Consider the following 14,682-nt stretch of genomic DNA (forward strand, 5'->3'; position numbering starts at 1 on the left):
TTCCGCCGAGGAAGGGGAGATGAATGACACCCAAGGACAAGGGCTATGACCGTGCGCGGCACGGCATCCACAATCTGCGCCGCGCCGAGGTCATAGCCGACCCCCGGCGCTACTGGGCCGCGATATCCGAGCTCCCGCCCGTCTTCTACGACGAGGTGGGCGGCGTCTGGGTCTGCTCCGGGTACGCCGAGTCGGTCGAGATCCTCGCTCAGCACCGGGCGTTCTCGTCCGCCCGGCACCACGCCCCCGACGACCTCGCGGAGCGCGGCATGAGCGGCATCGTGCCGACCGCCGAGATGCTGTCCGCGCAGTTCCTCTTCAACGACCCTCCCGCGCACACCAGGATCAGGGACGCCCTGCGCGGCGAGTTCTCGCCGGCCAGCATGCGCCGGCACGACCCGGCCCTGCGGTCGATCGCCGCCGAGGTCCTCGACACGCTGCCCGGGGCCGGAACCATCGATCTGGTACGGGACTTCGCCGAGCGGCTGCCCGAGCACCTGATGACCCATCTGCTCGGCATGGCGGGCCGCGGCGCGGAACTCACCGAGTGGGCCGACTCCTACGAGCGCCTGCTCAGCAGCGTCTCCACCTTCCCGAGCCGGGCCGACCTGGAGACCATCCCGCTGCTCGAGAAGGCGCTCGCCGGACTGCGCCGCCTTGCCGCCGAGCGCCTCGCCGAGCCCGGCGACGACCTCGTCACCACGCTGGCGGCCGGACTGCGCGCCGACTTCGACGCCGGTCCGTCGGGCGAACCGCCGGCCGAGCTCCTCGACCTCGTCGCCGCCAACGCGATGGTGCTCGTCGCCGGCGGCTACCAGACCCTGACCCACCTCGTCTCCACCGGGCTCCTGCTGCTCGCCGAACACCCGGAGCAGCTAAGGCGGTTGCGGGACGACCCCTCGCTCGTCGACTCCGCCGTGTCCGAGGTGATGCGGATCGACGGGTCGAGCCAGTACGTGGGGCGGCACGCCGTACGCGACATCGAGATCGGCGGTGCGCGGCTGAAGGCCGGGGACGGCGTCCTCGTGCTGCTCGCCGCGGCCAACCTCGACCCCCGCAAGTTCACCGACCCCACGGCCTTCGACGTCGCGCGCGCCGAGGGCCGCCACCTCGGGTTCGGCTCGGGGCCGCACTACTGCCTGGGCGCGCCGTTCGCCGAACGCCTGGCGCGCTGGGCGATCCTCGGATTCATCGAGCGCTACCAGGAGTTCGGGCTCTCCCCGGTGGAGCCCGAACCGGTGGAGTGGGGGCCGCACTGCAACACCCGCTCCCGGCACCAGGCCCTGGTGGTCGTCGGCTCCCCGTCCGAGGGCTCGGTGATGGACGGTGCGGTGGCCGTCCGCCCCGCGCGGTCCGAGGCCGCCGACGTGCTCCTGGAGGCGAAGGAGGCCGCCGACGTGCTGCCGGAGGCGAAGCCGGTCAGCGACCTCGAACGGCACCAGATCATCACCGAGTGGAACGACACCGGCGCCGACGAGCGGGCCGCCGACGTCTGCTGGCAGCTGCTCTTCGAGGACCGGGCCCGCCTCGCGCCGGACAGTACGGCGGTCGAGGACGAGGGCGTCACCTACTCGTACGCGGAGCTCGACGCGCTGGCCAACGGGGCCGCGCACCGGCTGCGTGACCTGGGCGTGGAGCCGGAGACGGTCGTCGCGATCAGCATGGAACGCTCCGTGCGGCTCATCGTGGCCGTCCTCGCCGTGGCCAAGGCGGGTGGCGCCTTCCTGCTGGCCGCCGCCGACTGCCCCGGCGAGCGCCTGAAGACCATGCTGGACCAGACGTCGGCGCGGCTCGTCATCGCCGACGACGCCACCGCCGAGCGGTTCGACGCGCTTGGCGTGCCGGCCGACGTGGTCAGGCTGCACCCCGGCGAGCGTGCCGCCACCCCGCCGGTCACCGGCGTGGTGCCGGGGAACACCGCCTACGTGGTGTTCACCAGCGGCACCACCGGACGGCCGAAGGCGATCGCCAACAGCCATGAGGCGCTGACGAATCTGCACATCGCCCAGCGCAAGGTGTTCCGGCTGCGGCCGCGGGACCGGGTGCTGCAGTTCCTGTCGCTGAACTTCGACGGCTGTGTCTCCGAGGTCGTCCTCGCGCTGCTGAACGGGGCGACCCTCGTGATGGGCACCGCCGCCGCCCTGACACCGGGACCGCCGCTGCTTCGGCTGCTGCGCGAACGGCGCGTGACCGCCGCCATCATGACGCCATCGGTCTGGTCGGTGCTCCCGCGCGATCCGCTGCCCGATCTGCGGATCGCGGCGTTCGCGGGCGAGCGCTTGCCCGGCGAGCTCGTCCAGCGCTGGACGGCGAAGGGCCGGCGCCTGCTCAACCTCTACGGGCCCGCCGAGGCGGCCGTCTGGTCCACCTGGCACGAGTGCGTCGCGGGCGAGGAGGACCCGCCGATCGGCCGGCCGGTGCACGGCAAGCGTGTGTACGTACTCGACGACGAACGGCGGCTGCTGCCCGCAGGCTGCCCGGGCGAGCTGTACATCGCGGGCACGGGCATCGGCCGCTACCTCGGACGCCCCGACCTCATGGCCACGTCGTTCGTGCCCGACCCCTTCGCGGACCGGCCGGGCCGGCTGATGTACCGGACCGGCGACATCTGCGCATGGCGGGAGGACGGCTCCTTGGAGTACGCGGGCCGCCGCGACCGGCAGGTCAAGATCCGCGGACAGCGCGTCGAACTCGACGAGGTCGAGCGCGTCCTGGAGAAGGCACCCGGCGTCGCGTCCTGCCACGCCGTCGAACGCGACAACAGGCTGCACGCCCTCGTGGTGCCCGAACGCCCGGACTCCTGGCGGGAGTCGGAGGTGCGCGGCTACCTGGCCGAGCACCTCCACGGCGGCATGATCCCGGCGACGTTCACCGTCCTGGACCGGCTGCCGCTCACCACGAACGGCAAGGTGGGGGAGGCAGCCGAGGTGGTTGCCGATCACGCCAAACCGGAGCCGAATCCGGAGCCGACGCCTCAGCCGAGCAGTTGGAGCCCTCCGCCGCCCAAGTGGGAGTTGACGCACGCCACTTGGGAACTCGCCCGGCTCTTCTCGTCGTGCCTGCGCGTTCCGCAGGCCCAGGTGAAGCTGGACACCGACTTCTTCTCGGCGGGCGGCGATTCGCTGGCCATGGCCGAGTTCATGGCGGCCGCCGAGGACCGCTTCGGCGTGGTGATCGACGTACAACGGCTGCTCGACGACCCGACCCTGGCCGGTCTGGTACGTCTGCTGGGCGAGGAGCGAGAGACACAGTGAAGTCGACAGGAAGACAGGCCGCGGCGGCCGCCGCGGGGAAACGCGCGTCGCGGCCGGCCGTCAGCAAGGTCCGCGGCGGGACGGACGCGACCGCCCAGCCGGTCGTGATCGTGCACGGCTCCATGGACCGCAGCACCGGCTTCCGCCGGGTGAGCGACGAGCTGCCGGACCGGACGGTCATCGGATACGACCGGCGCGGCTGGGGCCGGTCGCGGCCGCTCGGCGGCGCGGGCGTCGACCACCAGGCGCACGTGGACGACCTGCGCGAGATCCTCGCCGAGCTGTCCGCACCGGTCGTGCTCGGCCACAGCTACGGCGCCCTGGTGGCGCTGGCCGCCGCGGCGGCGGAACCGTCGCTGGTCGCGGGCATCGTCGCCGTGGAACCGCCGGTGCGCTGGCTGCCGTGGTGGCCGGCCGTGGACCCCTGGGAGGAGACCGTGCGCGGCGCCGCCGCCGAGGGCGGGCCGGAGCGGGCGGCCCGCGCGCTGCTCACCGAACTCCTCGGCCCCGCAAGCCGGTTGCACCTGGCCCGCACCCAGCCGTCCGACCTCGCCGCGGACGGTGCGGCCCTGATCTCCGAGATGACGGACCCCACCGTCGACGTGCCGCGCTTCGACCCCCTGACGTTCGCGACGCCCACCGTGGTGGCGGCCGGCACGCGGTCCGCGCCGCACCACCGTGAGGTGGCACGCCGCCTGGCGGAACTGCTGCCGCACGGCCGGTTCGCCGAGATCGCAGGCGCGGGCCACGCCTCCCACGTCACCCACCCGACGGAAGTGGCCCGCCTGATCGAAGAGCTGCTGGCCGCACCACCATCCACGACGACCCCGACACCCACCCCGACACTCACCCCTACGACCGCCCCGACAGAGGAGCAGCCCCGATGATGCCGCGCGCACTTGAGAACACCGTCTACGGACTCATCTCCACCCCGGTGCTGCACACGGCCCTCAAGCACGGTGTGTTCGCGTCCCTCATCGAGCAGGGCCCGGACACCGTGCCGGGCCTGGCCGAGCGCCTCTCCACCGACCCCGACACCCTGGAGCGCATGCTCCTGGTCCTGACGTCCCTCGGTGTCGTCGAACGCTCCAAGGACGGGGAGTTCGCCCTGACCGCCGAGGCCGCGCCGTTCCTCGACCACCGCAACAGCCGGTACCTGGGCGGTTTCATCGAGCACCTGACGGTGGAGACGCAGGGCCGCCTCACCCGCCTGGACACCTACCTCGCCGATGGCAAGCAGAGCGGCGAGGCATCACCGTTCGACGACGTGTACCGGGACAGCGAATCGCTGCGCGCGTTCATGCGCGCGATGTGGGACCTCAGCTTCGGCATGTCGCAGGAGCTCGCCGCCCTCGCGGGCCTTTCCGGGACGACGCACCTGGTGGACGTCGGCGGCGCCACCGGCCCGTTCGCCGTGGCGGCGCTGCTCGCCGAACCAGGCCTGCGCGCCACGGTCTTCGACATGCCCGCGGTCGCACCCCTGGTCGGCGAGGACGCCGAGGCACGACCGGTCGTCGACCGGCTCGGCTTCGCCGGGGGCGACTTCTTCGCCGACGAACTCCCGCGGGGCGACTGCCTCGCCTTCGGCTACATCCTCTCCGACTGGGACGACGACACCTGCGTACGGCTCCTGGAGAAGGCGTACCGCGCCTGCGACACGACGGATGGCCCCGGCAGGGTCCTCATCATGGACCGCCTCTTCGACGACGACCACACCGGTCCGCTGGCCACCGCCGCGATGAACCTGGTGATGCACATCGAGATGGCGGGCCGCCACCGCACGGCCGCGGAGTTCATCGCCCTCCTGGAACGCGCGGGCTTCACCGACTGCGAGGTGCGCCGCAGCAGCGCCGAGAAGCACCTGGTCATCGGCCACAAGAAGGCCTGACCATCAGGCGCCCCACCTCACCCTGCCTTCGGGGCGAGTCCGCCGAGCGCCGCCCCCAGCCGACGCGCCCCCTCCGTCAGCTCGGCGTGATCGGCGGTCGCGGCGAACCCGATGCGCAGGTGGGCCGCCGGCGGCTCGGCGGCGAAGTAGCGGACACCGGCGCTCACCGCGACGCCGCGCTGCCGGGCGGCGGCGGTGAGGACGGTGTCGTCCACGCCCGGCGGCAGGCGAACCCACAGGTGCAGTCCGCCCGTTGGCAGACCGGCCAGGGTCGCGCCCGGCAGCTCCTCGGTGAGCGCGGCGGCCAGTACGGCGCCGCGCTCCCGCAGCGCCGTACCGAGCGAGCGGACGTGCCGGTCCCAGGACGGGGAGCTGAGCACCTCGAGCGCGGCCTCCTGGAGCGGGCGCGTGACGAAGAAGTCGTCGACCAGGCGCACCGCCCGCATCCGCTCCATGACCGGCCCGCGGGCCACAAGGGCTCCGATCCGCAGGCTCGGTGCGGCGGGCTTGGTGAGTGAGGTGACGTGCACGACCGTGCCGTCGCGGTCGTCGGCGACCAGCGGTCGCGGCACCGCGCCGCCGTGTCCCAGGTGCCGCGCGAAGTCGTCCTCCAGCACGAACGCGCCCGATGCGCGCGCCACATCGAGGATCTGACGGCGCCGTTCGGGCGTGAGCACCGTGCCGGTCGGGTTCTGGAACGTCGGCTGGCAGTACAGCAGCCGTGCGCCGGTCATCGCGAACGCGTCGGCCAGCATGTCCGGCCGCAGGCCGTCGGCGTCGAGCGGTACGGGGACGGGCCGCAGCCCCGCGGCGCGGGCGGCGGCAAGAGCCCGCGGATAGGTGGGGGACTCGACCAGGACCGGGCTGCCGGGCCCGGCGACGGCGCGGAACGCGATCGACAGGGCGCTCTGCCCGCCGGCGGTGATCAGCACGTCGTCCGCCGTCACGCTGCCGCCGACGATCCGGGCGAACACGGTGCGCAGCGCCGTCAGACCGCCTGCTGGGGCGCGGTCCCAGGCGTCCGGACGGCGTGCCGCCCGTGCAAGTGCCGCGCTCAGGGCCCGAGTTGGCTGGAGTGAGCGGTGCACATAGCCGCCGTCCAGTGTGATCGTCCCGGCCGGTGGCGGGCCGAGCGGGTCGGCGATCAGATGCGTGTCGACGGCGCGGTCGGTGAGGGCGACCGTCTGCCAGTCGGTGTCGGTGGCAGTGGCTTCGCTCTGGAGCCGGGTGCGCTGTGCCGCGTACGTCCCGCTGCCCGGACGGGTCACCACCACGCCCTCGGCGGCCAGCGCGGCGATGGCCCGCGCCACGGTCGCCGGGCCGACCCGGTACTCCTTGGTCAGCTCCCGGCTGCTCGGCAGCCGGTCGCCGGGCGAGAGCCGGGAGACCAGCGCACGGAGCCTGTCGGCCAACTCGACAGAAGTGCTACTGTCATTCATGAGAGACAACAGTAGCGCTTCTGGTCCTGGTCGGGAAGCACTTCAGAAGGCACCTCAGGGTCAACTCCCGCTGGATGTAGCCACTTTGCGGGCCGACACCCCGGGCTGCCGCAACGTCATCCACTTCAACAACGCGGGCTGTGGGCTCCTCGCAGCCCCGGTCCTCGACGCCATGGTCGGCCATCTGCACCTCGAAGCCCGGACGGGCGGCTACGAGGCGTCGGCCGCCCGCGCCGCCGAAGTCCGCGAGTTCTACACGGAGCTCGCCGCCCTCATCAACACCACGCCCGACAACATCGCCTTCGCGGGCAGCGCCACCCACGCCTACGCCAACGCCCTGTCCTCGATCCCGTTCGAGACCGACGACGTCATCCTCACCACCCGCGACGACTTCGTCTCCAATCAGATCGCCTTCCTGTCCCTGCGCAAGCGCTTCGGCGTACGCATCGTCCACGCGCCCAACACCCCGGAAGGCGGCGTCGACGTGGCGGCGATGGCCGTGCTGATGCGGACCCACCGCCCCCGCCTGGTGTCCGCCACCCATGTCCCCACCAACTCGGGCCTCGTATCGCCCGTCGCCGAAATCGGCCGCCACTGCCGGGAGTTGGACCTGCTCTACCTGGTCGACGCCTGCCAGTCGGTGGGCCAGTACGTCCTCGATGTGGAGGAGATCGGCTGCGACTTCCTCACCGCCACCTGCCGCAAGTTCCTCCGCGGCCCCCGCGGTTCGGGATTCCTGTACGTATCCGATCGCGTCCTGCGGGCGGGTCGCGAGCCGCTGTTCATCGACATGCACGGCGCCCGCTGGACCGAGCCGGGCGGCTACAAGCCCGTGGCGACGGCGGCCCGCTTCGAGGAGTGGGAGTTCCCGTACGCCACGGTGCTCGGCAGCGCCGCCGCGACGCGCTATGCCCGCGAGGTCGGCATCGAGGCCATCGAGCGGCGAACCCCCGCACTCGCCGCCCGGCTCCGCGACCGGCTCGCACCGATACCGGGGGTGCGCGTGCTCGACCGCGGCCCGCGGCTCGCCGCGCTCGTCACCTGCGGCGTGGCGGGCTGGCAGCCGGAGCCGTTCAAGGCGGCCTTGGACGCCCGCGGCATCAACTCGGCGATCAGCTACCGGGAGTTCGCCCAGTTCGACTTCGGGGACAAGGACGTCGACTGGTGCCTGCGCCTGTCGCCGCACTACTACAACACCGAAGAGGAAGTGGACCACGTCGCGGACGCGGTCGCGGAACTCGCCGCCCAGGGACGGCGATGACCTTCCCCAAGCTCTCAACTCCGTTCGAGCAGGGGAGACCCCATCCGGAGACGCGCACGGAGGAACCGCCCCCGCGGAGCCTGTGGCGCAACGGCGACTTCCTCAGATTCTGGCTCGGCGAGACCCTCTCGCTCCTCGGCACCCAGGTCACGAACCTCGCCCTGCCGCTGACCGCGATCATCGCGTTCGACGCCACCGACGAGCAGGTCGGCATTCTGCGGTTCCTGCAACTCGTCCCGTACCTCGGCCTCGCCCTGGTCTTCGGGGTGTGGGTGGACCGGGCCAGGCGGCGGCGGATCATGCTCGGCGCCAACGCCGTCCGGATGATCCTGCTGGCCCTCGTCCCCGTCCTGTACTGGACGGAGGCGCTCAGCCTGGCCTCGCTCCTGGTGATCGCCTGTGCCGTCGGCGTCGCATCGGTGCTCTTCGACGTGAGCTGGATGTCGTACGTACCCACGCTCGTACGCGACCCCAAGCACTATGTCGAGGCCGGTGCCAAGATGGGCATGAGCTCATCGGCGGCCGACGTGGCGGGGCCAGGGCTCGCGGGTGTCCTGGTCGGTGCCCTCACCGCGCCCGTGGCGCTGATCGTCGACGCCTTCTCCTATCTGGTGTCCCTGATCTCGCTGCTGCTGATCCGCACACCCGAGCCCCGCCCCCAACCGCCCGCCGCGCGACGGCACTTGCCCACCGAACTCCGGGACGGCCTGCGCCTGGTCCTGAAGAATCCGGTCCTGCGGTCGCTGGCCCTGATCGGGTTCTGCTGCAACTTCTCCATGATCACCGTATGGACGATGTTCCTGCTGTACGGAACACGCGACCTGCACCTGGACTCGACGACCCTCGGCTCCATCTTCGCCACCGCCTCCGTGGGCGGACTGATCGGAGCGGCGGTCTCCCGCAAGGTCATCCGCCGCTTCCGGCTCGGCCTCGTCTACCTCGTCGCCCAGTCGGCCCTCCTCATAGGACCGACGCTGATCGTCCTGGCCACAGGACCCCGGCCGGTGATGGTGGTGATGTTCGTCCTCTCCTTCTTCATCACCTATCTCGGACTCGGCGTCGCCGGCGTCATCATCGTCAGCCTGCGCCAGGCAAGCACCCCCCAGTCGATGATGGGCCGGATGACGGCGGTCTTCCGCACCCTGCTGTTCGGCGGCGGCGCGCTCGGCGGCCTGTTCGCGGGCCTGCTGTCCGGCCGGATCGGCGCCCGGGGCGCCTTGACCGTGGCGGCGATCGGCTCGGCCGCCGTACTGATCGCGCTCGTCCTGTCCCCGGTGAGCCGTCTTCGCGCCCTGCCGTCGGCGCCGGAGGAACCCGCCGTGGCGGCAGCGGACGGGCCAACCGACGGCTGAAGCGCACGGCCTGGCGCGGTGTCACCCGGGCGTCCGTCACCGACCGTTCGGGTCCGGGGATGCCCGATTCCGCCCGCCCTAGTAGGGTCGGGGGCCGCGTGATGGCTGACGGCCGCGCCCCGGCCTCCCGGCCCTTGTGAGGGCCCATGCGTACGTGGCCTTCCCGGCCCCACCCGGGAAGGGCTCATGGCATGCGCGCGTACGGGAACGCTCCGTGCGCGCAGGATCCGGGATGCGGCTCCTGACGTCTCACGGGCAGCACGGCGGACCTCCGGGTCCGCACCCCCCACAGACAAAGAGCCGCGCGTGCGCGGCCGCAGATCAGGAGCACCAGTGCAGGGCACCCCCCACATAGCCAGCACACCCCACGACGGGCGATGGTCGTCCGTTCCCCATGCCCGCGGGGAGCAGCGGGAGGCAGTGACGCCTCTTGTGCCCCCGGTGGAGCGGCGTACCCAGGCCGCCGCCACACCCCAACTCCCCGTCTTCATCGACCAGTCGGGCTGGCGCAAACGGACGCTGCAAGGCCTGGCACTTGCCGTGGTCTGCGCCTGCCTCGGGTATCTGCTGCTCGTCGGCACGCTGATCAGCGGCCTCTGGCAGCCCGTCGGCACCCAGCCGCCGAGCACGAACGGACCGGCGGCCTCCGGCCCGGACACCGGTGAGGCGCCGCACGGCAGATCCGCCCCGCCGGCCGGAGGCCTCGGGCAGTGATCCGGCGTTCCGCTGTCCGCCGCCCGCCGCGCGGACACTGGCTCGTCCTCCTCCTTGTCCTCCTGGTGGTCGCCGTCACCCTCCTCTTCGAGGGCTGGACGACCCACCAGGTCGACGCGGCGCGTACCAAGCCGCTGTGCACCCGGCCGATCCCGCGCGAGGCCGACGACGGCAAACCGATCCTGCGGTTCGGCCCGAACGGCGTCACCACCGCGGCCATGCCGCCGCGGACCGTCGCGCTCACCTTCGACGGCGGCCCCGACCCGGTGTGGACGCCGCGCCTCCTCGACCTGCTGCGCAGACACCACGCGCGGGCGACCTTCTTCGTGTACGGGAAAGACGCCGCCCGGCACCCGGAGCTGATGCGGCGGATTCTGTACGAGGGCCACGAGATCGGCTCGTACACCTACAGCGGCGGCGACCTCGGCCTCGCGTCGCCGCTGCGCGCGCGGCTCGAACTGTCGCTCACCCAGAACGCTCTCGCGGGCGCGGCAGGCGTCAACACCACCCTGCTGAGGCTGCCGCACACCACAGCGGCGGACACGCTCTGCGGCCCGCAGTGGCCGGCCGCGAAGCGCGCGGCGGAACAGGGGTATCTGGTGGTCGCGTCGGACTACAAGGACCGCAAGCCGTGGCGGGGGCTCGTGTCGCAGCACAGCCAGACCGACCTCGGCTACCGCGAGGCCGAGGAACTCCTGCAGAACCGCGGCGTGAAGTGGTTCACCACCGTCAGCGGCGGCCTCGGCCGTCCCTCCTTCGTCAAGGAGGTCCCGGTCGCCGACGAGATCAAGGGCGACGGCCTGATCTGGTCGCAGCGGCTCGGGCACGCCTTCCTCACCGTGATGGTGTGGACGCTGACCCTCACGGGCGTGCTCGGCGTGCTGCGGATGCTCCTGTTCGCGGTGTTCGCCCGGATTCACGTACGCAGGCTGCACCGGTACCGGCCCGGCGCACCACGCCTTCGCGAGGTGCGCGACCCGGTGACGGTCCTGGTGCCCGCGTACAACGAAGAGGCGGGCATCGCATCCACCGTGTACTCGCTGCTCGCCTCCACCCACCCGCACCTGCAGATCATCGTGATCGACGACGGCTCGACCGACGCCACCGCCGACATCGCCGAGGAGATCGACGACCCGCGGGTGACGGTGATCCGGCAGCCCAACGGCGGCAAGCCGAGCGCCCTCAACACCGGCCTCGCGCACGCCCGGCACGACATCGTCGTCATGGTCGACGCGGACACCATCTTCGAACCCGAGGCCCTGGCCCGCCTCGTCCAGCCGCTCGCCCACCCGGCGGTCGGCGCGGTCAGCGGCAACACCAAGGTCGGCAACAGGCGCCGCCTGATGGGCAAATGGCAGCACCTGGAGTACGTACTGGGATTCAACCTGGACCGGCGGATGTTCGAGGTCCTGGAGTGCATGCCGACGGTGCCGGGGGCGATCGGCGCCTTCCGCAGGGACGCGCTGATGGGTGTCGGCGGCGTCAGCGACGAGACCCTGGCCGAGGACACCGACCTCACGATGGCGCTCTGGCGGGCAGGATGGCGCGTCGTGTACGAGGAGTCGGCGGTCGCCTGGACCGAAGTGCCCGGCACCGTACGGCAGTTGTGGCGCCAGCGCTACCGCTGGTGCTACGGCACCCTCCAGTCGATGTGGAAGCACCGTCACGCGGTGAGGGAGGTCGGCCCGGCAGGACGCTTCGGCCGTCGGGTGCTGCTCTACGTCACGCTGTTCCAGATCGCCCTTCCGCTGTGTGCGCCGGTCGTCGACATGTTCGCCCTGTTCGGGGCGTTGTTCCGCGACCCGGTGGAGGCCGCGCTCGTCTGGTTCGGCTTCCTGTCCATCCAGTTGGTCACCGCCGCGTACGCGCTGCGGCTCGACCGCGAACGGCTGCGCGTGCTGTGGGTGCTTCCGCTCCAGCAGTTCGTCTACCGGCAGTTGATGTACCTGGTGGTCATCCACTCCGTGACCACGGCGCTGCTCGGCACCCGACTGAAGTGGCACAGCATGAAGCGCGCCGGAACCGCCGATCCGTATCTGCTGGAAGCGCCGCCCGAAGAGGAGCGGCGGAGCCTGCAAGGGAGTTGACCATGACAGACCCGCTTGCCACACGTGAACGGTTCGCCGACCGCCCCAGCTCCCGCTACGGACCCCGGCGCGCCCACGCCCGGCAGCCGAAGGTGAAGCGCAGAAGGCTGCGCCGGACGGTGCTCGTCCTGCTGGCCGTCGTGGTCGTCGCGGCGGGCGGCACGTACGGCTGGGCCGAGACCCGGCTCAACCGTGACGTCGACCTCGGCGCGTACGGCGACCGCCCGGCGCCCGGCAAGGGCACCAACTACCTCATCGTGGGCTCGGACAGCCGCGACGGGCTCTCCGAGGACGACGTGCAGGACCTGCACGCCGGCGGGGGAGGAGGGAGGCGCACCGACTCGATGATGCTGCTGCACACCGGGGCCAACGGCACCAGCATGGTCAGCCTGCCGCGCGACTCCTGGGTCACCGTGCCCGGCCGCCTCGACACGTCGACGGGCAAGACGAAGCGCCCCGAGGGAGACAAACTGAACGCCGCCTTCGCCTACGGCGGCCCTGAACTCCTAGTGCACACCGTCGAGCAGAACACCGGTCTGCGCATCGACCACTACGCGGAGATCGGCTTCGCCGGTTTCGTGAACATCGTCGACGCCATCGGCGGCGTACGGATGTGCCTGGACCGGAACATCAAGGACGAGAAATCGGGCGCCGATCTGCGCAAGGGCTGCCACACCCTGAACGGCAAGCAGGCGCTCGCGTTCGTCCGCCAGCGCCACCAGGAGAAGGAGGGCGATCTGGGCCGGTCGAAGAACCAGCAGAAGTTCCTGTCGACCCTCGCCCACCAGGCCGCACGCCCCGACACCCTCTTCGACCCGCTGGAGATGGGCCCGGCCATGCAGGCCGGACTGGACACGCTCATCGTCGACAAGGACATGAGCCTGCGCGATCTCACCAGGATGTTCCGCGCGGCGCAGAGCGTCACGGGCGGCCACGGCAAGCAGATCAACGTACCCGTGTCCGGCATCGGCGTCCCCACCCCCAAGGGCAACGTACTGAAGTGGGACGCCAAGAGGTCGGCCCGCCTCTTCGCCGACCTGCGCCACGACCGCCCGGTGACGGAGACGGGCCGCCCTTGAACCCGGCCCGGCTCACACCAGTTCGGCCGCCGGTTGCGGTTCGGCCTGCCGCGGCAGCCGCACCGGCGCGGGCGTCGCGTCCCACAGCCTGGTGGTCCGTACGTAGCCGTAGAGCATGGAGGCCAGCGCCAGAATCAGCAGCGGTCCGAACACACCCGGATACTTGGCCATCTCCACCGGCAGATAGCGATAGGCGACCAGGAGCGCGGCGAAGACCGTTGTGCCATAGGCGACCAGCTGGATGCCCTGCCGGTCCCAGCCGCGGTCGAGCGAACGCAGCGCGGCCTCGACCGTGAGGACGAACACCACGCCGGCGATGAGATCCACGCCGTAGTGGTAGCCGAAGCCCAGCGTCGCGCCGAGCGTGGCGACGAGCCAGAACGTGCCCGCGTAGCGCAGCAGGCGCGGCCCCTTGCGGGAGTGAAGGAAGATCGCGGTGGCCCACGCCGTGTGCAGGCTGGGCATGCAGTTGCGAGGGGTGATCCCGTCGTACGGCACCGGGTGCGGGTTGCCGATCGGCGGCGGCGTGTGCGGCCACAGGTCGGCCACCGCCCACTGCAGGCCGCCGGTGCCGGAGGTCCCCGGGCCGTAGGTGAAGATCGGCCCGACCACGGGGAAGATCATGTAGACGGCGGGACCGAGCAGGCCGATGACCAGAAAGGTGCGCACCAGATGATGGCGCGGGAAGCGCCCCTCGGCAGCCACGTTGCGCAGCTGGTACAGGGCGACGGCGACCGCGGCCACCGCGAGCTGGGCGTAGACCAGGTCGAGAATGTGGGTGCTGACCGGGCCGGAGGCCCTGAGTATTCGGCCCGCAAGCCACGACGGGTCACCCAGCGCGTGATCGGCGGTCGCCACATAAGGGTCGAGCACGGTCGGGCGGGTCTTCGCCGTGATGAGCAGCCAGGTGTCACCGGTCTTGCGGCCGGCCACCAGGAGCAGCCCGAGGCCGACGCCCTTGAGCAGCAGAATCCGCTCCCGGCCGGTGCGGCGCGTGACCGCGAAGACCGCACAGCCCAGCATCACCCACAGCGCGCCATTGCCGAAGGCCTGCCCCTCGGGCACCTCGGCGTCGACCGCCCACCGCACCACCACGAAGACGACGTCGATGCCGACAGCGGCACCCGCCGCGATGAACCGCTGGCGCCAGCTGAGCACGACCATCATCAACGCGAGACCGCCGTACAGCGGCCCCGGTTTGGGCGGGAACAGCACCTCTCGCACCTGATTGGTGATCGGCCCCGGCACGCCGCCGTAGCGACGCGCGGCGATCTCCAGCGCGACAAGGAATCCGAGGGCCACCACACCGGCCGTGGCCCACAGGATCACCCGTGGCCGGCACCACGCGGCGAACTTGGTTCTGCGGTCTATTCGTGGAAACACCAGCGAAACTATATGTATCGGCCTGGCGTTCGTGCTCCCCGCTACGGCATTGCTGCCGTCTGACAGACAGCCGCCGCACCGCAGAGCCGCCGCCGTCCCGGTGGCCCCCTTCACCCCGCCTTGACGGTGCCTCGTGCCCGGGTACACACTCACCGTAAAGTAATCGAGCGTTCGTTTTTCTAGGAGTTGTTATGGCCTCTCCGGATTCAGCGTCTCTGCGACGCC

10 protein-coding genes are annotated in these 14,682 nt (G+C 71.5%); 8 read left to right on the forward strand and 2 right to left on the reverse strand.

Annotation, left to right across the window (positions count from 1 at the left end; genetic code table 11):
* Positions 1–23 precede the first annotated feature (23 nt).
* Genes OG453_RS30280 through OG453_RS30290 form a run of 3 tightly spaced genes read left to right on the forward strand, consistent with a single transcriptional unit; the run spans position 24 to position 5,142 of the window.
* Complete coding sequence (locus tag OG453_RS30280; protein ID WP_266871740.1) at positions 24–3,254, forward strand: amino acid adenylation domain-containing protein; 3,231 nt, start codon at positions 24–26, stop codon at positions 3,252–3,254.
* Positions 3,251–4,141: an alpha/beta fold hydrolase gene (locus OG453_RS30285; RefSeq protein WP_266871741.1), complete on the forward strand. Its 891-nt coding sequence runs from the start codon at positions 3,251–3,253 to the stop codon at positions 4,139–4,141. The genes OG453_RS30280 and OG453_RS30285 overlap by 4 nt, the downstream gene beginning before the upstream one ends.
* Entirely contained in the window at positions 4,138–5,142 is a 1,005-nt protein-coding gene (locus tag OG453_RS30290) for a methyltransferase (RefSeq protein ID WP_266871742.1), read from the forward strand. Before OG453_RS30285 ends, OG453_RS30290 begins: the two co-directional genes overlap by 4 nt.
* A 17-nt stretch (positions 5,143–5,159) precedes the next feature.
* Here OG453_RS30290 and OG453_RS30295 read toward each other — a convergent pair whose 3' ends face one another.
* Positions 5,160–6,581 carry a PLP-dependent aminotransferase family protein gene (locus OG453_RS30295; protein WP_266871743.1) on the reverse strand — a complete coding sequence of 474 codons (1,422 nt, stop codon included), beginning with the start codon at positions 6,579–6,581 and terminating at the stop codon, positions 5,160–5,162.
* Between the two features lie 85 nt (positions 6,582–6,666).
* Between OG453_RS30295 and OG453_RS30300 the strand changes: the two genes are divergently transcribed.
* The 5 genes from OG453_RS30300 (at position 6,667) to OG453_RS30320 (ending at position 13,074) form a co-directional block, all read left to right on the forward strand.
* The gene (locus OG453_RS30300) at positions 6,667–7,842 is read left to right on the forward strand and encodes an aminotransferase class V-fold PLP-dependent enzyme (RefSeq protein WP_266871745.1); all 1,176 of its coding nucleotides are present in this window, start codon (positions 6,667–6,669) and stop codon (positions 7,840–7,842) included.
* Complete coding sequence (locus tag OG453_RS30305; RefSeq protein ID WP_266871746.1) at positions 7,839–9,194, forward strand: MFS transporter; 1,356 nt, start codon at positions 7,839–7,841, stop codon at positions 9,192–9,194. Before OG453_RS30300 ends, OG453_RS30305 begins: the two co-directional genes overlap by 4 nt.
* Before the next feature lie 420 nt (positions 9,195–9,614).
* A complete protein-coding gene (locus tag OG453_RS30310; protein WP_266871747.1) occupies positions 9,615–9,908 on the forward strand; it encodes a hypothetical protein in 294 nt (97 codons plus the stop codon).
* The gene (locus OG453_RS30315; RefSeq protein WP_266871748.1) at positions 9,905–11,995 is read left to right on the forward strand and encodes a bifunctional polysaccharide deacetylase/glycosyltransferase family 2 protein; all 2,091 of its coding nucleotides are present in this window, start codon (positions 9,905–9,907) and stop codon (positions 11,993–11,995) included. The genes OG453_RS30310 and OG453_RS30315 overlap by 4 nt, the downstream gene beginning before the upstream one ends.
* Before the next feature lie 2 nt (positions 11,996–11,997).
* On the forward strand, positions 11,998–13,074 hold the full coding sequence (locus OG453_RS30320) for an LCP family protein (protein ID WP_266871749.1): 1,077 nt from the start codon (positions 11,998–12,000) through the stop codon (positions 13,072–13,074).
* A 12-nt stretch (positions 13,075–13,086) separates the two neighbouring features.
* On the opposite strand, the gene OG453_RS30325 is transcribed toward OG453_RS30320, so the two are convergent.
* Positions 13,087–14,457, reverse strand: coding sequence for a phosphatase PAP2 family protein (locus OG453_RS30325; RefSeq protein ID WP_266871750.1), 1,371 nt, complete (start codon positions 14,455–14,457; stop codon positions 13,087–13,089).
* Between the last annotated feature and the right edge of the window lie 225 nt (positions 14,458–14,682).

Origin of the sequence: Streptomyces sp. NBC_01381 (assembly GCF_026340305.1) — a bacterium.
In the GTDB taxonomy this organism is placed as follows: Bacteria; Actinomycetota; Actinomycetes; order Streptomycetales; family Streptomycetaceae; genus Streptomyces.

Coding starts and splice junctions, on each gene's coding strand:
- OG453_RS30320 (WP_266871749.1), top strand. CDS start 11,998: ATGACAGACCCGCTTGCCACACGTGAACGGTTCGCCGACCGCCCCAGC.
- OG453_RS30290 (WP_266871742.1), top strand. CDS start 4,138: ATGATGCCGCGCGCACTTGAGAACACCGTCTACGGACTCATCTCCACC.
- OG453_RS30280 (WP_266871740.1), top strand. CDS start 24: ATGACACCCAAGGACAAGGGCTATGACCGTGCGCGGCACGGCATCCAC.
- OG453_RS30295 (WP_266871743.1), bottom strand. CDS start 6,581: ATGAATGACAGTAGCACTTCTGTCGAGTTGGCCGACAGGCTCCGTGCG.
- OG453_RS30305 (WP_266871746.1), top strand. CDS start 7,839: ATGACCTTCCCCAAGCTCTCAACTCCGTTCGAGCAGGGGAGACCCCAT.